This window comes from Enterococcus gilvus ATCC BAA-350 (assembly GCF_000407545.1).
Lineage (GTDB): Bacteria > Bacillota > Bacilli > Lactobacillales > Enterococcaceae > Enterococcus_A > Enterococcus_A gilvus.
Window position 1 is genome coordinate 2,018,850 of sequence record NZ_ASWH01000001.1, and the last position, 15,103, is coordinate 2,033,952.

Below are 15,103 nucleotides of genomic sequence, written 5' to 3' on the forward strand. Positions count from 1 at the left end.
TACTAACAAACTCAGCACAAAATAAAAAGGGGATTACACCCCTTTAACAAAATCACTAGAAATTTGCCGTGCGATCGTCAAGCCGGCGATCGCATTCACATGCAAATGATCCCCGCTGTCATACATTGGATTTAGCTGGCCTTGACCGTTTTCAACCATGCTTGAAAAATCCCACACATCGGTATAATTTGCCAACAGCCAGCGATTGATCTCTTGGCGCACCGCTTCTTTTCTTTGATCCATTCCAGGATACCCTAAGCAGGGCATCAAGGTGCATAGCTGATACGCGCAATTTTGCTCCTGACAAAGCTGAATCAAATCACCGATCCCTTTTTGGAAGGAAGCCAACGTGAGCGCGCCATTGATCAAGTCGTTTATCCCTATGGACAAAATCACTTTACTTACATTCCGGTGACTCGCCAAACTAGCACGCAACCGCTGCATCGCGGCGAACCCGTAAAACAGCCGCTGCGTTTCCGTTGTAGGCTGATCGCTGGCCGCCTCCAGCAAGCGATTGCCATTGATTCCTTGATTGACGAGAAAAATATTCTGCTTCCGCAAGGTGCGCTGCAAGGGCGTCGTCCAAGTTGCCCCCTCGGTCAAGGAATCCCCCAAGGCAAGGACACAGGTGCCTTCGACCACTGCTTCGATTGCCGCGAGTCCTGAACAAAAATCGGCTGACTCAGGGCTTGCTAAAAAGTCCGCGTCGATTGTCGGAAAGCCGCTCTCACTCCTATTCGTTCGATAATGAAGCTGCCATTTTCTTGCTGAAGAGTCGATCGTCACGGGAGCTGTCGTCACTACCTCACCAGGGGAAAGAGAAAAATCAGGAATACGCTGCTGCTGCTCATTGGTGATCACCGTCAGCTCTTGAATCTGCTGGGTATGACTGCCATAGGTATTCGCAAACACAAAACGAAGGCTCTTTACTGGAGCAATTTGCCGCAACGTTAAATGAACCGCCCTTTCTGATGGGCTGTGTCCGGCAATCCCGCGATGTGCATGACTCCATATCGTCGTCCAATTCATCTGAATTCTCCTTACTTGCTCTTTTTCAGCAATTGTATAATAAAATACGGCGCACCGATCAATGAAACGATGATCCCTGCAGCCATCTCGCCATTGGGTAGCAGGACACGCGCTAAGACATCACTGAACAGCAATAAAATCCCGCCGATCAAAGCGGCCATCATCAAGGTTTGATTGTTTTTCCTTCCCGTCAACTGACGGGCGATGTGAGGCGCGATCAATCCGATAAAGCTGATACTTCCTGCAACAGAGACACTTACCGCTGCCAAACAAACCCCACAGACTAAAAAGAACAATTGGGTTCGTTTTAATTTGACGCCTAATCCGACAGCAATGTCATCCCCCAGCTCCAAAACCTCCAACGAACGCCCTTTTAACAGGATCAAAGGAATCAAAATGATTAGCCACGGGAGCAATAAAAACACATGATGCCAGGTGGTTCCCCAGATCGTCCCCGCAAGCCACGCCGTCACAAATTGGTAATTGTCCTTCGAGACACGGATCGTTCCGATCACCGTCAATGCCGAGATCCCAGCATTGACAGCCACCCCTGACAGCAGCAGCCGATTCGGTGTGACTCTTTCCGACTGTCTGCCGAAATAATACACTAGCGCAGTGGCAAGAAAGCTTCCTCCACAGGCAATCACTGGCAGGTACCAGCGACTTTCTCCAGTCGCAAAAAAGCCTAGATAAATCAAAACCGTCAACCCCGCTCCGGCATTGATCCCTAAAATCCCCGGGTCTGCCAACTCGTTGTGGGTGATGGTCTGAAAGATGTATCCCGACACAGCCAGCCCCATACCCGCTAAGATCGAAACCAGCAGTCGAGGAAAACGAAAATCAAAAATAATCAGCTGTCGACTTGGCGAAGCCGTCCCTTGAAACGCCTGCAAGAGATCCGTCACCGTCAGAGGAATCGTTCCCACCACAAGACTTAAAACGATTCCCGTAACAAGCAGAAGAAACAAGCTTAGCCATCCTATTCTTTTCCTCATAAGCTTCCCCTTCTAATTTGTAAAAGTAAAAACGGCACGCCGATGATTGTAATGATCACACCCGTTGGCGTTTCCAAAGGAGGAGCGATCAATCGAGAAAAGCTGTCCGCGACTACAAAAAAGAGTGCGCCGAACAACCCCGAAGCTGGAATGACGTACCGATAATCGTGTCCGACAAAATAACGGACAACATGGGGAACGATCAACCCGATAAAACTGATCGTTCCGACTAACGCCACCGAGCTTCCTGCCAACAATAGAACCAGCAGCATGCTCAACTGACGGATACGACTTGGTTTTTTCCCCAAGGAGATCGCCGTTTCATCCCCCATACTCAATAAGGTAACTTGAGGACTGATGGCAAAAGCTCCGAGAATCCCGATCAAAATCAATGGAAAAATCGTCTGCAGCTGCGGCCATGTAAGATTGGCGGTCCCTCCGATGAACCAAAAGGTCATATCCTGATTCAAATCAAACAACAAGCTGATGCTTTGACTGATCGCCGCAAAGAAAGAACTCAGCGCGGCTCCCAGCAACACGATCTTGATCGGCGACAACCCGAAGGAGACTCTGGAAGAAACAAGATAGATCAGCACGATCGAAACAGAGGCACCAATAAAGGAACCGATCACGCCAGCAGCAGGAGAAGGATTGCCAGTGATCGCAAAGACCAATGCCAGCCCCAAGCCTGCACCTGAATTGATCCCCAACAAGCCTGAATCCGCAATCGGGTTGGAAGTGATCCCCTGGATCAACGCGCCTGAGATCGCAAAGGCCGCTCCAACCAGTACCGCTCCGATCATTCGCGGCAAACGTAGATAACGAACCAGCTGTTCACCTTGATTACTCGGATCAAACTGAAACAACGCCTGTGTGACATCTGACCATTTGCTGGTGACTGCTCCATACCGCAAAGACAAAAACATCGCGGCGAGAAGCACGATCACTACAATTGGAAAAAAATACTGTCGTTTAGTCATCCCTCAATGCTCCTTTACTAGATCATAAGCGATCACTAACGGTTTATCACTGTTGGGCAGCGTCGCGAAGGTCGCTTGAATATCAAAAAGATTGAGCAATGTGTCCGCCGTGAACATCTCTTTTGGGGTTCCTTGAAAGACCAGCTCCCCCTTCTTCATTCCTAATAAATAATCAGAAAAACGCGAAGCATGATTTAAATCATGGATCGTCATCAAGATCGTTTTTCCTTGACGATTGATTTCCTGCAGCAATTCTAAAATCTCTAATTGATGCGCCGGATCTAAGAAGGTGATCGGCTCATCCAAAATCAAGATATCTGTGTCTTGAGCTAGCGCCATCGCGATCCAGACGCGCTGCTGCTGCCCGCCGGATAAGGTGGTCAGCGTCCGGTCTTTTAGATCCATTAAATTAGTCGCCTGCAACGCCCAAGCAATCAATTGATGGTCCTGTTCCTTTAAGCCTGAGAAGCCCTTTTGATAAGGAAACCTGCCATAAGCGACGATCTCCTCGACAGTCAATCCGCTGATTTGATTGGTACTTTGTGACAAGGATGCTATTTTTTGAGCAACCGTTTTGGTATCCAATCGTTGAACGTTCTCCCCATCGATAAACACCTCTCCCTTCGCTGGTTCGAGAATTCGCGCCAACGCTTTCAAGAAAGTTGATTTTCCACTTCCATTCGGGCCAATAAGACTGGTGATCTGCCCTTTCGGTATTTCTACTGTGATATCGTTCACAACAATTTTTTTGTCGTAGCCGATTGAAAGATCAGTTGTCTGTAAGTTTGTCATAGATCTTCCTCATTTCTCTGATAATCGTTCTCAATTATGACGCTATTTTCCACCATCGTCAACTGTCTATTAAAGAAAAATGAGTGTTGACACCCTTTGTGCTTTCGGTAATAATGTTAATTGAGAATATTTCTCAATTAAATTTGAAGGAGTTTTCAAATGTATAAAAAAATCGTTTTAGGAACTGTTTCGCTTCTCGCACTATTCAGTTTAGCTGCTTGCGGGCAAAGCAGCGACAGTAAAGATAGCACAACTGACGTTCGGACCCTGACCGATGCGCAAGATCATAAGGTAAAAATTCCCAAGAAACCAAAAAAAATCATCGCTTCGTACCTCGAGGATTATCTTGTGGCGCTGGATGAAAAGCCGGTGGCTCAATGGACCGTTGGTGAAGGACGGATTCAGCACTATCTACAGGATGACCTGAAAGGCATTCCCACTATCAACTATGACCTGCCCTATGAAGATGTTTTAAAATTTGAACCTGATCTATTGTTGATTGGTTCCAATGGGTCTCTTGAAGGCGGAAAATACAAAGAGTACGCCAAAATCGCCCCAACCTATGTCGTAAAAAATGGCGACAACGTGACTTGGCGTGACCAATTAGAAGACATCGGGAACGTTTTAGATAAAAAGGACCAAGCGAAAGAAGTAGAGAAAAACTACGATGCCCTTGTCACTAAGACCAAAGACGAGTTGAAGGATAAGATCGAAGGCAAATCGGCGGCAGTTTTATGGGTGACCAACAACTCCGCATTCATGGTGGCTGATACACGTTCAAGCGGGCAGCTGCTTTACAAGGAATTAGGCTTTGAAGTGCCCAAGCTGACAAAAGACGTGAGTGAAAAAGCCACTGCTGACTTTTCGCAAGTTTCCTTAGAAAGCCTCTCGCAACTAGATGCCGACTATCTCTTCTTAGTCAACAGCGATTCTGGTGCAGCTATGTTCAAAGACCCTCTGTGGGAAAACATTCCGGCTGTCAAAAACAAGCAGCTATTTGAATTTGATGGCAATTCCAGCTGGTTATACAACGGGCCTATCGCCTATACCAAAATGGTTGAAAACATTCGTGATACCTTAAAATAAGAAATGCCGATCTGGCTAAGAGCTTTCCTGTTAGAAGACTCTTAGACCAGACGGCATTTATTTTTTGCTTCGACGTGTTCGTGTATTTGAAGGTGTCGGCGCTTGTATCTTAACAAGAAATTTCAAGCGATACGGTTCATGGTAACGTACCCCGCCTTTGACAAAATCCCCGCCTACGATAAACAGCCCTATGGGATTCAATGGTTCCGCTTGGCGGATCGTTCCGATCACTTCCAGCTCGCGGTAATTTCTGCCGATCTGCAATTGATAGGTATCCCCATTGATCTGCTTGACATAATAGTAGGGATAAAGCGTATTTTCATCGATCAAGAATCCTTCTTCTTTTGTCAGGTCTCTTGTCTTGATTTCTTTTTCATCAATTAACGATTGAATATTTTCGACTAGCTTTAATTGGTAGTCTTCCTCAAAATCCACAGGCAATTCCTTCGCGTGTTCAAATGCCTTTTTCGTTTTCTTCGGCTGTTCGTTTTGAATATTAAAGGCATCATCCGGCAAGTATTTAACAAATAGCTGCGTGATATCTCCTTTTACGTTTTTATCTAAAAAGTAGTAAAAGAAATTTAAAACAAAGAAATAGACCAATCCAAGGAAAACCAATCCATAGATCACTAATTGTAAATAATTCTGATTCAACCAAAGCCCATACACGATTCTTAAAATATAGACCGTGGGTATGATGCTTAATAAGGTATAGGCACGGTTTGAATATTTGGGGCTAATATCTAAAAACCCAAGAAATTTATTCAACCCGTTAATAATATCTAACAAAATGGTCATTGATTTTCACCTGCTTCTGAACCCGCCGGTTGTTGATTCGCCGCTGGCTGCTGTTGTGTTGGTGTCGTTTGCGACTCTTCCGTTGAAGAAGGCTGCGGAGCGACAGGGGTCTCCTCTTTTGAATCCCCGTTGAACTCCCTTTGATTCGTCGCAGCAGAGCTTTCTTGACCCGAGCTGTTGGTCTCAGGGACTACCTGACTTGATGAGCCTTCGGTAGTGACCGTGCTGGATTCATTCGGAACACTGTTGGATTCTCGAGAAGAATCACTGGTCTGCGAAGTCGTTTCAGTGGTCGGTGTCGGTGACTTCACTTGACGATAACTAGAATTATTTAAGATTCCTGTAGTCGTTGCAATCAAAATTGACAACGTCAAAAGGGCAATTGGCTTTAAAATCGGTGGCACGTTGCGCATCTGATCCTTCCTTTCTCATTGCTTTACTTAATAACTAGTTTTATCACTGGAAGGTTAGCTTTTGTTTAGGAATCTATGAAGATTTTATGTAGATTTGTAAAAAGAGGCGAGGATTATATAAAAAAAGTCAGCAATCATTGTAGATTGCTGACTCATCAGTGTAATTATTTTACTTCTTTATGCAAAGTAACTTTACGTTCGCGTGGGCAATATTTCATTTTTTCCAAACGATCAGGGTTGTTACGTTTGTTTTTGTTTGTTAGGTAGTTACGTTCTTTACAAGAAGTACATTCTAAAGTGATATTTACGCGCATGATTTTCCCTCCCTCGTTGCAGTCAGTTTTCCAAGATATTTCTCAGACTTTGATATCATACCATCTTTTTATTTTTTTGACTAGTCTTTTTGCGAATTTTGTTAAGTAGTTCTACTTGACGATTTTATAATTGGGCTTCAATGTCCTTCGCAATATCTTCCGGCTTTGTTTGGGACGCGTAGCGTTTAATCACGTTTCCTTCACGATCAACAAGAAATTTTGTGAAATTCCATTTGATGGCTTTGTTAAGTAAACCACCTTGCGCACTCTTCATATAGCTGTACAAAGGATCTTCCTTCTCACCGTTGACATCGATCTTGCCGAATGTTTGGAACGTAGTCTGATAATTTAACTGACAAAATTCAGCTACTTCCACATCTGTCCCTGGCGCTTGATTGCCAAATTGGTTGCAGGGAAAATCTAAGATTTCAAATCCGTTGTCCTTGTAGCGGTCGTATAAGTTTTGCAGACCTTCGTATTGTGGTGTAAAGCCGCAGCCCGTTGCCGTATTGACGATCAATAACACGTCGCCTTTGTAATCTGCTAAAGATTTCTCTGTTCCGTCTGTCTGTTTTACTTCGAAATTATAAACTGTCATAATTTTCACTCCTATTTATAAAAATATCTATTTATTTTTTACTTACTACTCGAGTTTTTGCGAAACCATTCATTTGCTCGTTAAACTAACATGGCCATAGTAAAAAGATAGCCTCCATAAAGCAGCCGAACAAAAAAAGCCAAGGGACAATTGTCCCCTCGCTTTATTGTACGCCATATGTGTCCGCAAATGCATTTATTATGTCTTTTGCGATGGCCTTATTCGTATCGTCATGTTCTTCATCTAAATTCGGCAACATCACACTGATGGCGATTTGCGGTTTGTCGTAAGGTGCATATGCCACGATATTGCTGTTGATCGTACTTACATTTGGATTCCCTTCAGGTACCGTTTCTGCGGTCCCCGTTTTTGCAGCAGGGTCGATCTTAGCAGAAGCTAGATCACGTGCCGTTGTGTAAGGGTCATTGCCATGAACAGCTTGGTAAAACCCTTCGCGGATGATCCCCATTTGATCAGTGGAAATATTCACTTGGTTCAATTTTTTACCAGTGATTTCTTTTTGAAGTTCCCCTAAACCACCGCTATCGGTATTCCCATAGATGCCTTTGACAACGTGAGGAGAGATACGCGTCCCGCCATTTGCGACAGTCGCAGCATATTGCGCCAACTGGATCGGGGTATACGTATCGTATTGTCCAAAGGAAAGGTCCAATAGGTTCCCGCCTCCAGGGCCATTCTCTTTCCCAAACTCAGTATTCACGACCCCCGTCGCCTCATTTGGTAAATCGATTTGTGTTTTCACACCCATCCCATATTCAGCAAATGCATTTCTCAGTTTGTTATACGATTCTTTTGTCGAAGCAATTTCTGGCAAGGTCATGTTTTGCTGGTACTGCACACCTAACATTCGCAGGACAAGCTGCATCATGTATGCATTTGATGACCATTCCAGTGCCTTCACTGTGTTTAAAGGTATCTGATTTCCTATTGCTTTATTGTAAATAGAGCCTTTTAATGACGTACCGGACAATTTGATCGGCTGGTCGATCAACGTATCGTTTCCGCTGATCACGCCGGTTTCATAGCCCGCCGTAACCGTTCCGCCCTTCACGACAGACCCGGGAACAAAGGCATTGGTGATCGTCCCTAGCGTATTTTCTTGCAGCGTTTTGCTGTTGGTGTCATGAGACAATCCTGACATGGCATAAATTTCGCCGGTATTTGGATTCATAGCGACGGCATAAGCACCCGGTGAATACTTGGCGACTCCGCTGTCTACTAATCCTTGGTAATGCTTCCGTAAAATATCATCGACTTTTTTCTGGAAATCGGAATTGATCGTCAAGACGATGTTTGATCCCTTTTCGCCTTTTTTGATTTCCTGTTGCTTCTCAATGTTTCCTTGTTGATTTAATGTAACTTTGTACTCGCCCTTTTTCCCTTGCAGATCAGATTCATATTCTTTTTCTAAATAGCTCTTTCCGACACGATCGTTCCGCGCGTAGCCCTTTTTCAAATATTCATCCGCCACTTCCGCAGGCAAGCCTTCTTTTTCAGTAGTTATATTTCCTAAAATACTTCTCAAAGAGCCGTCCAACGCATCGTTATACGAGCGATCCCAGTCTGTCCCTGTAGACACCCCAGGCAAATCTGAGGCGTGTTCGGCAACGACAGCCAATTCTTCATCGGATACTCCTTCATTCTTGACAAAAACCGTGCTGAGTTCAGAGGCGCTATTCATTCGTTTAAAAATCGTCGCAACTTTTAGCTGCTCTTCATTTAATTGAATCTCGCTGTCCGTAACTTTATCAACCAATTTTTGATACTCATTGGTAGTATCAAGGTTTTTCTCTTTAAAGGATAACCGTTCTTCGGCTTCTTTCAAATGATCCTCATCGGCTAACCAATAATCTTTTTTATCTCGCTCAGTCAGATTTTCATCCGCTGTTACATCAATCAATTTATTGAGTTCGGTTGCCAGCTTCAGAATATCTGACGCCTTCATACTATTCCCACGGGTAAACGTGATCGCTGGATTCGGAACATTATTGACTAATGCCGTTCCCTTGGCATCGTATATTACACCACGAGGAGCATTCTCTTTTACAGTAATGGTCGTTGAGGCTTTCATTTCAGCTTTCATTTTGTCGCCTTCAACGATCTGAAGGTAGCCTAATCTTGTCACTAAAATAACAAACAATCCGAAAATGATAAAAAATAGGAAATTCAAACGAAAAGGAATATGACTTTTGTTTTGATTGCGTCCTTTTTCATCCGCAAGCTTTAATTTTTCAAATAGTTTTTTAAATGGATTCGTAAATTTCATTCATCTTTTCCTTCCACTTTGACAGTTACTTGTCTTATTGTAGCCGAAAAAGGACTTTTTCAAAAGGATTATTCCTATGACCTTTACGATAGTTTAAAAACTTTAAACTTTCCTTCCCAAATGCGACCCAGTGTTTCACGGGCCCATGAAGAAATTTTAAGCAAGCAAAATTATCAGCTTAGGAAATGGTTTTTAAAATAATAGAACCCTCATTTTCTGTGAAACATTCTTTTATCTGCCTGCCTGTGGAAAACTATGGCGAATTAAACAGTGAGTTTTACGCATTTTCTTTAAAAAGTTTTCCACAAATGAATCGAGTCCCTCTCAAGAAACCTAAAAATTGACTAAAAAAAGCGGTTAGTTACGCAGCGCTTCAGTTAAAAAAACGTTCGAACAACGATCGTCTTGTTTTCTTCTCTGCACCTTTCGTCCATTTCTCAAGTTCTTCAGCACTAGCCGTTCCTATTGCGACCTTCTCACGCTTCTTCTCTTCCACGTTTGCAAAATACTCATCCCTGATACGTTGGATCTCGTCATAGGTCAACTGGTTTCGTTTCTTCCCATTCGGAATAGGAATGTAGGTATCGGGATGATGCGTTCGTTGAATAATCAAAAACTGATCAGACGTCTTGCTTTGGTTATTCACCGGATTGCTTTTCTCACGCTTTTGCTTTAGCTCGACCTGTTTATCGACAGGGAGAATGTTTTTCCCTGCTTGCCCCAAAGTAGGAACTGTGCGACTTTTCGCAGTATCCTTTGCCTCCTCTATTTTTTTCTTCTCAGGCTCCTCTGGTGAATTGTCCTCTGAAGTGTCCTCTTCAGAAGCTCGATACTGTAAGTCGACCACTTGACCATACCGATCAAAATCCAAGACCTCTGTGAATTTTCGGATGCCGTTGGTCTCAAAGATCGTCAACATGGTCAGCAATTGGAGCGCCCCTCGGATGTCCTCCATATCCCTCGTTGGATGCGCATTTTTCAAAATCCAGGCATGCTTCTTCCCACGTTCATCTTTAAAAAACATATGGAGCACAAATGAATGACTCGCCAATGCGTCCCTTCGAGTGGGGTCTTTGTCTTTCAAGCAATCTTTATATAAACGAGCCTCTTTGGTGACCTCATAGTAATCCTTTTCTGTAGCAAACAATCGTTGAATCACCTGCTGCCAGTCACTTTGGCTAAACAGTGCTTCAAAAAGTGGTAAAAATCGACGCATCGTCTCACAAGGGACAGAAGTCAAGAATACCTCTCGCAGCAGCTCGTGAAACAAACAAGAGAAGTCCTCCAGGATCAACGCGTTTCGAATCATGATCGCCACTGCATATTCGACTAAAGAAGCCTGATCCTTCGTTTCTTCATAGTTTTTGACTACTCGTTTTTCTAAAGTCCCTCGTTTCATATTTAGCAATTGCCGCGTTCCTAATCGCTTTGATTCCATTTGTTCACCCACTCCATTCTATCCATTATAAAAATGCGCTTTCATTTTGTTATACTTTTTGTTTCCTCTCTTCCAAAATAACTCTCAAGAAAGCAAAAATCTATGGATTTCTAAAAATATCTACCCTTCTTTTTTTGTTTTTTTAAGCGATTAAAATATTTACTGCGCTGCTCTTTAAATAAATAACTGTCTCCAGCGTTTATTCCACAAAAAAAAGTTCAAAAGACAGGTTGCATCTTTTGAACTTTTTCTGTTTTTTTAGCTGCGGCTCAAATTATCAATATCGTCCTTAATAGCATCGACAAAGACATTCAAGTCTTGCACTTCTTGTTCTTCGCTTCCGTAGCGACGAACGTTGACCGTTGCATCATTGACTTCCTTGTCCCCAATTACTAATAGGTAAGGAATTTTTTGTGTTTGCGCCTGACGGATCTTGTAGCCAAGTTTTTCGTTGCGGTCATCTACTTCCACACGAACCCCTTCGCGAATCAAGCGATCTTTTACTTCATACGCGTAGTCGCCATGGTGTTCAGGAGAAACTGGTAAAATCGCGACTTGCTCTGGAGCCAACCATGTTGGGAATGCTCCTTTGTATTGTTCGATCAAGTAAGCTGTGAAGCGTTCCATTGTTGAAACGACACTGCGGTGAACAACGACTGGGCGGTGTTCTTTGCCATCTTCGCCAATGTAAGTTAAGTCAAAGCGTTCAGGTAATAAGAAGTCGAATTGGATCGTTGAAAGTGTTTCTTCTGTTCCAATAGCTGTCAATACTTGAACATCTAGTTTAGGACCGTAGAACGCTGCTTCGCCATCCGCTTCAAAATAATCAAAGCCTGATTCATCCATTACTTCTTTTAACAAGCCTTGAGAAGTTTCCCACATTTCATCGTCATCAAAGTATTTTTCTGTGTTTTCAGGGTCACGGTAGCTTAAACGGAAACGGTAATCTTCGAACCCGAAGTCTTTGTAAACTTCTAAAATCAAGTCTAATGTACGACGGAATTCTTCTTTGATTTGATCTGGACGAACAAAGATATGTGCGTCGTTCATCGTCATTTCACGAACACGCTGCAAGCCTGACAATGCACCTGATTTTTCATAACGATGGTCCATGCCAAGTTCAGCTAAACGAATAGGCAATTCACGGTAAGAATGAATATGGTTTTTGTAGATCATCATGTGGTGTGGGCAGTTCATTGGACGTAAGACTAAGGATTCTTCGCCCTCACCCATGTCCATGATCGGGAACATGTCATCTTTATAATGATCCCAGTGACCAGATGTCTTGTACAAACCAGTATCTGCTAAAACAGGTGTATAGACGTGCTCATACCCCATTGAGATTTCTTTGTCCACGATGTAACGTTCGATGATACGGCGAATCGTTGCACCTTTTGGCAACCAGAAAGGCAGTCCTGAACCTACTTCTTGCGAGATCATAAACAGGTCTAATTCTTTTCCTAATTTACGGTGGTCACGTTCTTTTGCTTCTTCACGCATTTTCAAGAAATGATCCAATTCGTCTTGTTTGAAGAAAGTAGTCCCGTAAATACGTTGCATCATTTTGTTATCAGAATTTCCGCGCCAGTAAGCACCTGCCACTGAAAGTAGTTTCACGATTTTGATTTTTCCTGTTGATGGTACGTGTGGTCCGCGGCATAAGTCTGTAAATTCGCCTTGTGTATACGCCGTGATCACTTCGTCTTCTGGAAGATCAGAAATTAATTCTACCTTATAAGGGTCGTAGCTGAAGAAATCTAAGGCCTCTTGACGACTCATGACTTTGCGTTCGATCGGTAAGTTTTCTTTGATGATCTTCTTCATTTCTTTTTCAATCGCTGGGAAATCTTCTTCGCTGAGTTGATCGCCATCTCCATTGTCTGTGTCGTAATAGAATCCAGACTCGATCGCTGGACCTACGCCGAAATGCATATTCGGGAATAAACGACGGATCGCTTGCGCCATTAGATGCGCACTTGAATGACGAACCAACGCTAATGCTTCTTCGTCACTTTCTGTCACGATTTTTAAAGCTGCATCCTCTTCAATTGGTCGATTTAAATCTTCAAGTTCGCCGTTTACTACAACAGCCAACGCTTTTTTAGCTAATGAACTAGAAATACTTTTTGCAATTTCTAAACCGGTAATGCCTTTGTCAAACTCTTTCGCTGATCCATCTGGAAATGAAATTTTTACCATCCTATAGGTCCCCCTTATTTGTTTTGATTGATAAAAAAAAGTCCTAGTACCGTAACGGTACTAGGACGAATAAACGTGGTTCCACCTAATCTTTGAGCAGAGTTTTCTGCTCCTCACAAGCGATAACGGCGCTGTCCGCCTCTGCATTTGTGCAGAAGTCTCAGAAAGTGGTCATTCCTTGCGCTTGTATGGAAAAGTCTCAGCCATGCTTTTCCTCTCTGATAAACAGCTTTCAAGTTCAGAAGTCTTTCTTCATCAATCAATTACAAGGTAATTATAAACACGTATTGATTTGAATTGCAAGCATTATCTTTGTTATTATTTCCATTTTCCGCCTTGGGCATATCTGTCTTTTTGCATTTCATTGATGATCACATGGATATTCTCTTTTGGTGCGCCGGCAGTTCTTGAAACTGCTTCAGTAACTTCCTCCACCATTTTAGTCAATTGCTCTTCAGATCGTCCTTCTTTTAGCTCGATGTGTACGAATGGCATTGCAAACCGCTCCTTTATTTTTTATTTCTTCCGACTTATTTTATCACAACTCCCAATGAATGGACGTTTAAAGTAATCTTTAATTTTCAAAACTTTCCCAAATCCCACTAGATGAATTCCCTGCTCCAATTTTAAAACAAGCCGAGTATAACTCATTTTTATAAAAACGATAAAGTGTTCCCTTTTTACAAGACAAAATGTTATTGATAGCCCTTTCTTCGTGGTAAAGTGAGAGTATAAGAATGGAGGAACGAACATGGATATCTACTTACATTTTGACGATCAAGCAGCCGATGCCATTGCCTTTTATGAAGAAGTCTTTCACACGGAACCTGCAAATATTATGACATTTGGTCAAATGCCCCATGATGAAGAACATCCTGTTGATGAAGCCATCAAAGAGTTGGTCCTCAACGCGAACTTGAAAATTAACGGTACGAACGTCATGATCTCTGACAGTCCTAAAGGGATGGCGCCTCCGATCGCCATCGGAAATAACGTAGCCTTAGTTTATGATGCAGAGACCGCGGAAGAAGCCTCGGAGATTTTTATGAAGCTCTCTGAAAACGGCGCTATTTTATTGCCTCTTGAAAAAACATTTTGGGCAGAGCTTTACGGAATGGTCAAAGATTCCTACGGCGTCAATTGGCATATAAATCTTTATAGCTAAAGAAAGGAGGGCTTGCACATGGAACAGCAATTTGGGTGTTGTTTGTGGTTTGATGGACATATCCATGAAGCGGCACTGTTTTATACAGGCATTTTTGAGGATAGCACCCTCCTCAACGAAACGCACTTCATCACCGATGAACATGGGACGATCGGGGATTTATTGACCGCGACAGTAGAATTGGCCGGTTGCGAATTTCTATTACTGAACGGCGGCGATACATTCAAGCCGACGCCAGCAATCTCTTATGTCGTCAACTGTGAAAATGAAGAACAGCTCACGACGGTATGGCAGCAGTTGAATCATGATGGAAAAACATTGATGCCGCTGACAGACTATCCCGAGCTAGGCATGTTTGGTTGGACGACGGATCGGTATGGCTTCTCTTGGCAAGTTCGTTTAGGGGAAAATTTACAGACGATCGTTCCCTGCATCTTGTTCGGCAACGACAATTATGGCTTGGCACAGGCGGCGATTGATGAATGGATCGCGGCCTTCGGAGGAAAACAAACGTTTGTCATCAAGGGAAAAGAAGAACGGTTGCGGGCCTCTGGCTTTCAACTTCGCGGGCAAGACTTGATCATAATGGATAGCCCCGATAAACAGGACTTTGATTTTACGATGGGCAATTCCTTTTACTTCTATTTTAAAGACCAATCCGACATCGACCACGCCTGGGAGGCGATCACTCCAGAAGGAAACGAGTGGGCATGCGGCTGGATGGAAGACCGCTATGGGATTTATTGGCAAACGGTCAATCAAGACTTGCTTGACTGGACCAATGACCCCGATCCAGAAAAGGCGCGACGAGCGACACAAGAAATGTATAAAATGAAAAAGATTGATCTTGCTCAAATCAAGCGTGCACACGACGGAACGCTTTGATCCATTAAATATCCTCTTCGATTTTCCAAAGAAGCGTGGGGCGTGCTTCAAATTAAAGGCTGATTTCATTTCTAGTGAAATCAGCCTTTTGCGTCTCTTTACCCTTATGTGCTATACTATTATG

General features: G+C 43.3%; 15 protein-coding genes. 3 read left to right on the forward strand and 12 right to left on the reverse strand.

All coding sequences use genetic code 11. From position 1 onward, the window contains the following. Positions 1 to 33: 33 nt before the first annotated feature. Genes I592_RS09940 through I592_RS09955 form a run of 4 tightly spaced genes read right to left on the reverse strand, consistent with a single transcriptional unit; the run spans position 34 to position 3,796 of the window. Entirely contained in the window at positions 34 to 1,029 is a 996-nt protein-coding gene (locus I592_RS09940) for a GDSL-type esterase/lipase family protein (protein ID WP_010780338.1), read from the reverse strand. Positions 1,030 to 1,040: 11 nt separating this feature from the next. Continuing rightward, on the reverse strand, positions 1,041 to 2,024 hold the full coding sequence (locus I592_RS09945) for a FecCD family ABC transporter permease (protein WP_010780337.1): 984 nt from the start codon (positions 2,022 to 2,024) through the stop codon (positions 1,041 to 1,043). Continuing rightward, positions 2,021 to 3,004, reverse strand: a complete 984-nt coding sequence (locus I592_RS09950) for a FecCD family ABC transporter permease (protein WP_010780336.1) — start codon at positions 3,002 to 3,004, stop codon at positions 2,021 to 2,023. Before I592_RS09950 ends, I592_RS09945 begins: the two co-directional genes overlap by 4 nt. 3 nt (positions 3,005 to 3,007) lie before the next feature. Beyond that, on the reverse strand, positions 3,008 to 3,796 hold the full coding sequence (locus I592_RS09955; protein WP_010780335.1) for an ABC transporter ATP-binding protein: 789 nt from the start codon (positions 3,794 to 3,796) through the stop codon (positions 3,008 to 3,010). Positions 3,797 to 3,955: 159 nt separating this feature from the next. On the opposite strand from I592_RS09955, the gene I592_RS09960 reads away from it, so the two are divergent. Further along, positions 3,956 to 4,882 (forward strand): ABC transporter substrate-binding protein, encoded by a 927-nt coding sequence (locus tag I592_RS09960; RefSeq protein WP_010780334.1) that lies wholly within the window; start codon positions 3,956 to 3,958, stop codon positions 4,880 to 4,882. Positions 4,883 to 4,939: 57 nt separating this feature from the next. On the opposite strand, the gene I592_RS09965 is transcribed toward I592_RS09960, so the two are convergent. From I592_RS09965 to I592_RS10000, 8 genes are all read right to left on the reverse strand, one after another. Next, positions 4,940 to 5,680: a DUF6681 family protein gene (locus I592_RS09965; RefSeq protein ID WP_010780333.1), complete on the reverse strand. Its 741-nt coding sequence runs from the start codon at positions 5,678 to 5,680 to the stop codon at positions 4,940 to 4,942. Then, complete coding sequence (locus I592_RS09970; protein WP_010780332.1) at positions 5,677 to 6,093, reverse strand: hypothetical protein; 417 nt, start codon at positions 6,091 to 6,093, stop codon at positions 5,677 to 5,679. The genes I592_RS09965 and I592_RS09970 overlap by 4 nt, the downstream gene beginning before the upstream one ends. 164 nt (positions 6,094 to 6,257) lie before the next feature. Further along, on the reverse strand, positions 6,258 to 6,407 hold the full coding sequence (gene rpmG / locus I592_RS09975; protein ID WP_010740369.1) for a 50S ribosomal protein L33: 150 nt from the start codon (positions 6,405 to 6,407) through the stop codon (positions 6,258 to 6,260). A gap of 124 nt (positions 6,408 to 6,531) precedes the next feature. Then, entirely contained in the window at positions 6,532 to 7,005 is a 474-nt protein-coding gene (locus I592_RS09980; RefSeq protein WP_010780331.1) for a glutathione peroxidase, read from the reverse strand. Positions 7,006 to 7,168: 163 nt separating this feature from the next. Then, the gene (locus I592_RS09985; RefSeq protein WP_010780330.1) at positions 7,169 to 9,292 is read right to left on the reverse strand and encodes a peptidoglycan D,D-transpeptidase FtsI family protein; all 2,124 of its coding nucleotides are present in this window, start codon (positions 9,290 to 9,292) and stop codon (positions 7,169 to 7,171) included. Positions 9,293 to 9,665: 373 nt separating this feature from the next. Further along, a complete protein-coding gene (locus I592_RS20720) occupies positions 9,666 to 10,730 on the reverse strand; it encodes a hypothetical protein (RefSeq protein WP_010780329.1) in 1,065 nt (354 codons plus the stop codon). A 258-nt stretch (positions 10,731 to 10,988) separates the two neighbouring features. Next, the gene (gene thrS / locus I592_RS09995; protein ID WP_010780328.1) at positions 10,989 to 12,929 is read right to left on the reverse strand and encodes a threonine--tRNA ligase; all 1,941 of its coding nucleotides are present in this window, start codon (positions 12,927 to 12,929) and stop codon (positions 10,989 to 10,991) included. Positions 12,930 to 13,247: 318 nt separating this feature from the next. Then, positions 13,248 to 13,424 (reverse strand): 2-hydroxymuconate tautomerase, encoded by a 177-nt coding sequence (locus I592_RS10000; protein ID WP_010780327.1) that lies wholly within the window; start codon positions 13,422 to 13,424, stop codon positions 13,248 to 13,250. 256 nt (positions 13,425 to 13,680) lie between these two features. On the opposite strand from I592_RS10000, the gene I592_RS10010 reads away from it, so the two are divergent. Then, positions 13,681 to 14,094 carry a VOC family protein gene (locus I592_RS10010; protein ID WP_010780326.1) on the forward strand — a complete coding sequence of 138 codons (414 nt, stop codon included), beginning with the start codon at positions 13,681 to 13,683 and terminating at the stop codon, positions 14,092 to 14,094. Positions 14,095 to 14,112: 18 nt separating this feature from the next. Next, complete coding sequence (locus tag I592_RS10015; RefSeq protein WP_010780325.1) at positions 14,113 to 14,979, forward strand: VOC family protein; 867 nt, start codon at positions 14,113 to 14,115, stop codon at positions 14,977 to 14,979. Positions 14,980 to 15,103 lie beyond the last annotated feature (124 nt).

Bases quoted from the DNA above. Each gene is read 5' to 3' on its own strand.
- I592_RS10010 (WP_010780326.1), top strand. From the start codon at position 13,681: ATGGATATCTACTTACATTTTGACGATCAAGCAGCCGATGCCATTGCC.
- I592_RS09980 (WP_010780331.1), bottom strand. From the start codon at position 7,005: ATGACAGTTTATAATTTCGAAGTAAAACAGACAGACGGAACAGAGAAA.
- I592_RS10000 (WP_010780327.1), bottom strand. From the start codon at position 13,424: ATGCCATTCGTACACATCGAGCTAAAAGAAGGACGATCTGAAGAGCAA.
- rpmG (WP_010740369.1), bottom strand. From the start codon at position 6,407: ATGCGCGTAAATATCACTTTAGAATGTACTTCTTGTAAAGAACGTAAC.
- I592_RS09970 (WP_010780332.1), bottom strand. From the start codon at position 6,093: ATGCGCAACGTGCCACCGATTTTAAAGCCAATTGCCCTTTTGACGTTG.
- I592_RS09950 (WP_010780336.1), bottom strand. From the start codon at position 3,004: ATGACTAAACGACAGTATTTTTTTCCAATTGTAGTGATCGTGCTTCTC.
- I592_RS09960 (WP_010780334.1), top strand. From the start codon at position 3,956: ATGTATAAAAAAATCGTTTTAGGAACTGTTTCGCTTCTCGCACTATTC.
- I592_RS09945 (WP_010780337.1), bottom strand. From the start codon at position 2,024: ATGAGGAAAAGAATAGGATGGCTAAGCTTGTTTCTTCTGCTTGTTACG.
- I592_RS20720 (WP_010780329.1), bottom strand. From the start codon at position 10,730: ATGGAATCAAAGCGATTAGGAACGCGGCAATTGCTAAATATGAAACGA.
- I592_RS09940 (WP_010780338.1), bottom strand. From the start codon at position 1,029: ATGAATTGGACGACGATATGGAGTCATGCACATCGCGGGATTGCCGGA.
- I592_RS09955 (WP_010780335.1), bottom strand. From the start codon at position 3,796: ATGACAAACTTACAGACAACTGATCTTTCAATCGGCTACGACAAAAAA.
- I592_RS09965 (WP_010780333.1), bottom strand. From the start codon at position 5,680: ATGACCATTTTGTTAGATATTATTAACGGGTTGAATAAATTTCTTGGG.
- I592_RS10015 (WP_010780325.1), top strand. From the start codon at position 14,113: ATGGAACAGCAATTTGGGTGTTGTTTGTGGTTTGATGGACATATCCAT.
- I592_RS09985 (WP_010780330.1), bottom strand. From the start codon at position 9,292: ATGAAATTTACGAATCCATTTAAAAAACTATTTGAAAAATTAAAGCTT.
- thrS (WP_010780328.1), bottom strand. From the start codon at position 12,929: ATGGTAAAAATTTCATTTCCAGATGGATCAGCGAAAGAGTTTGACAAA.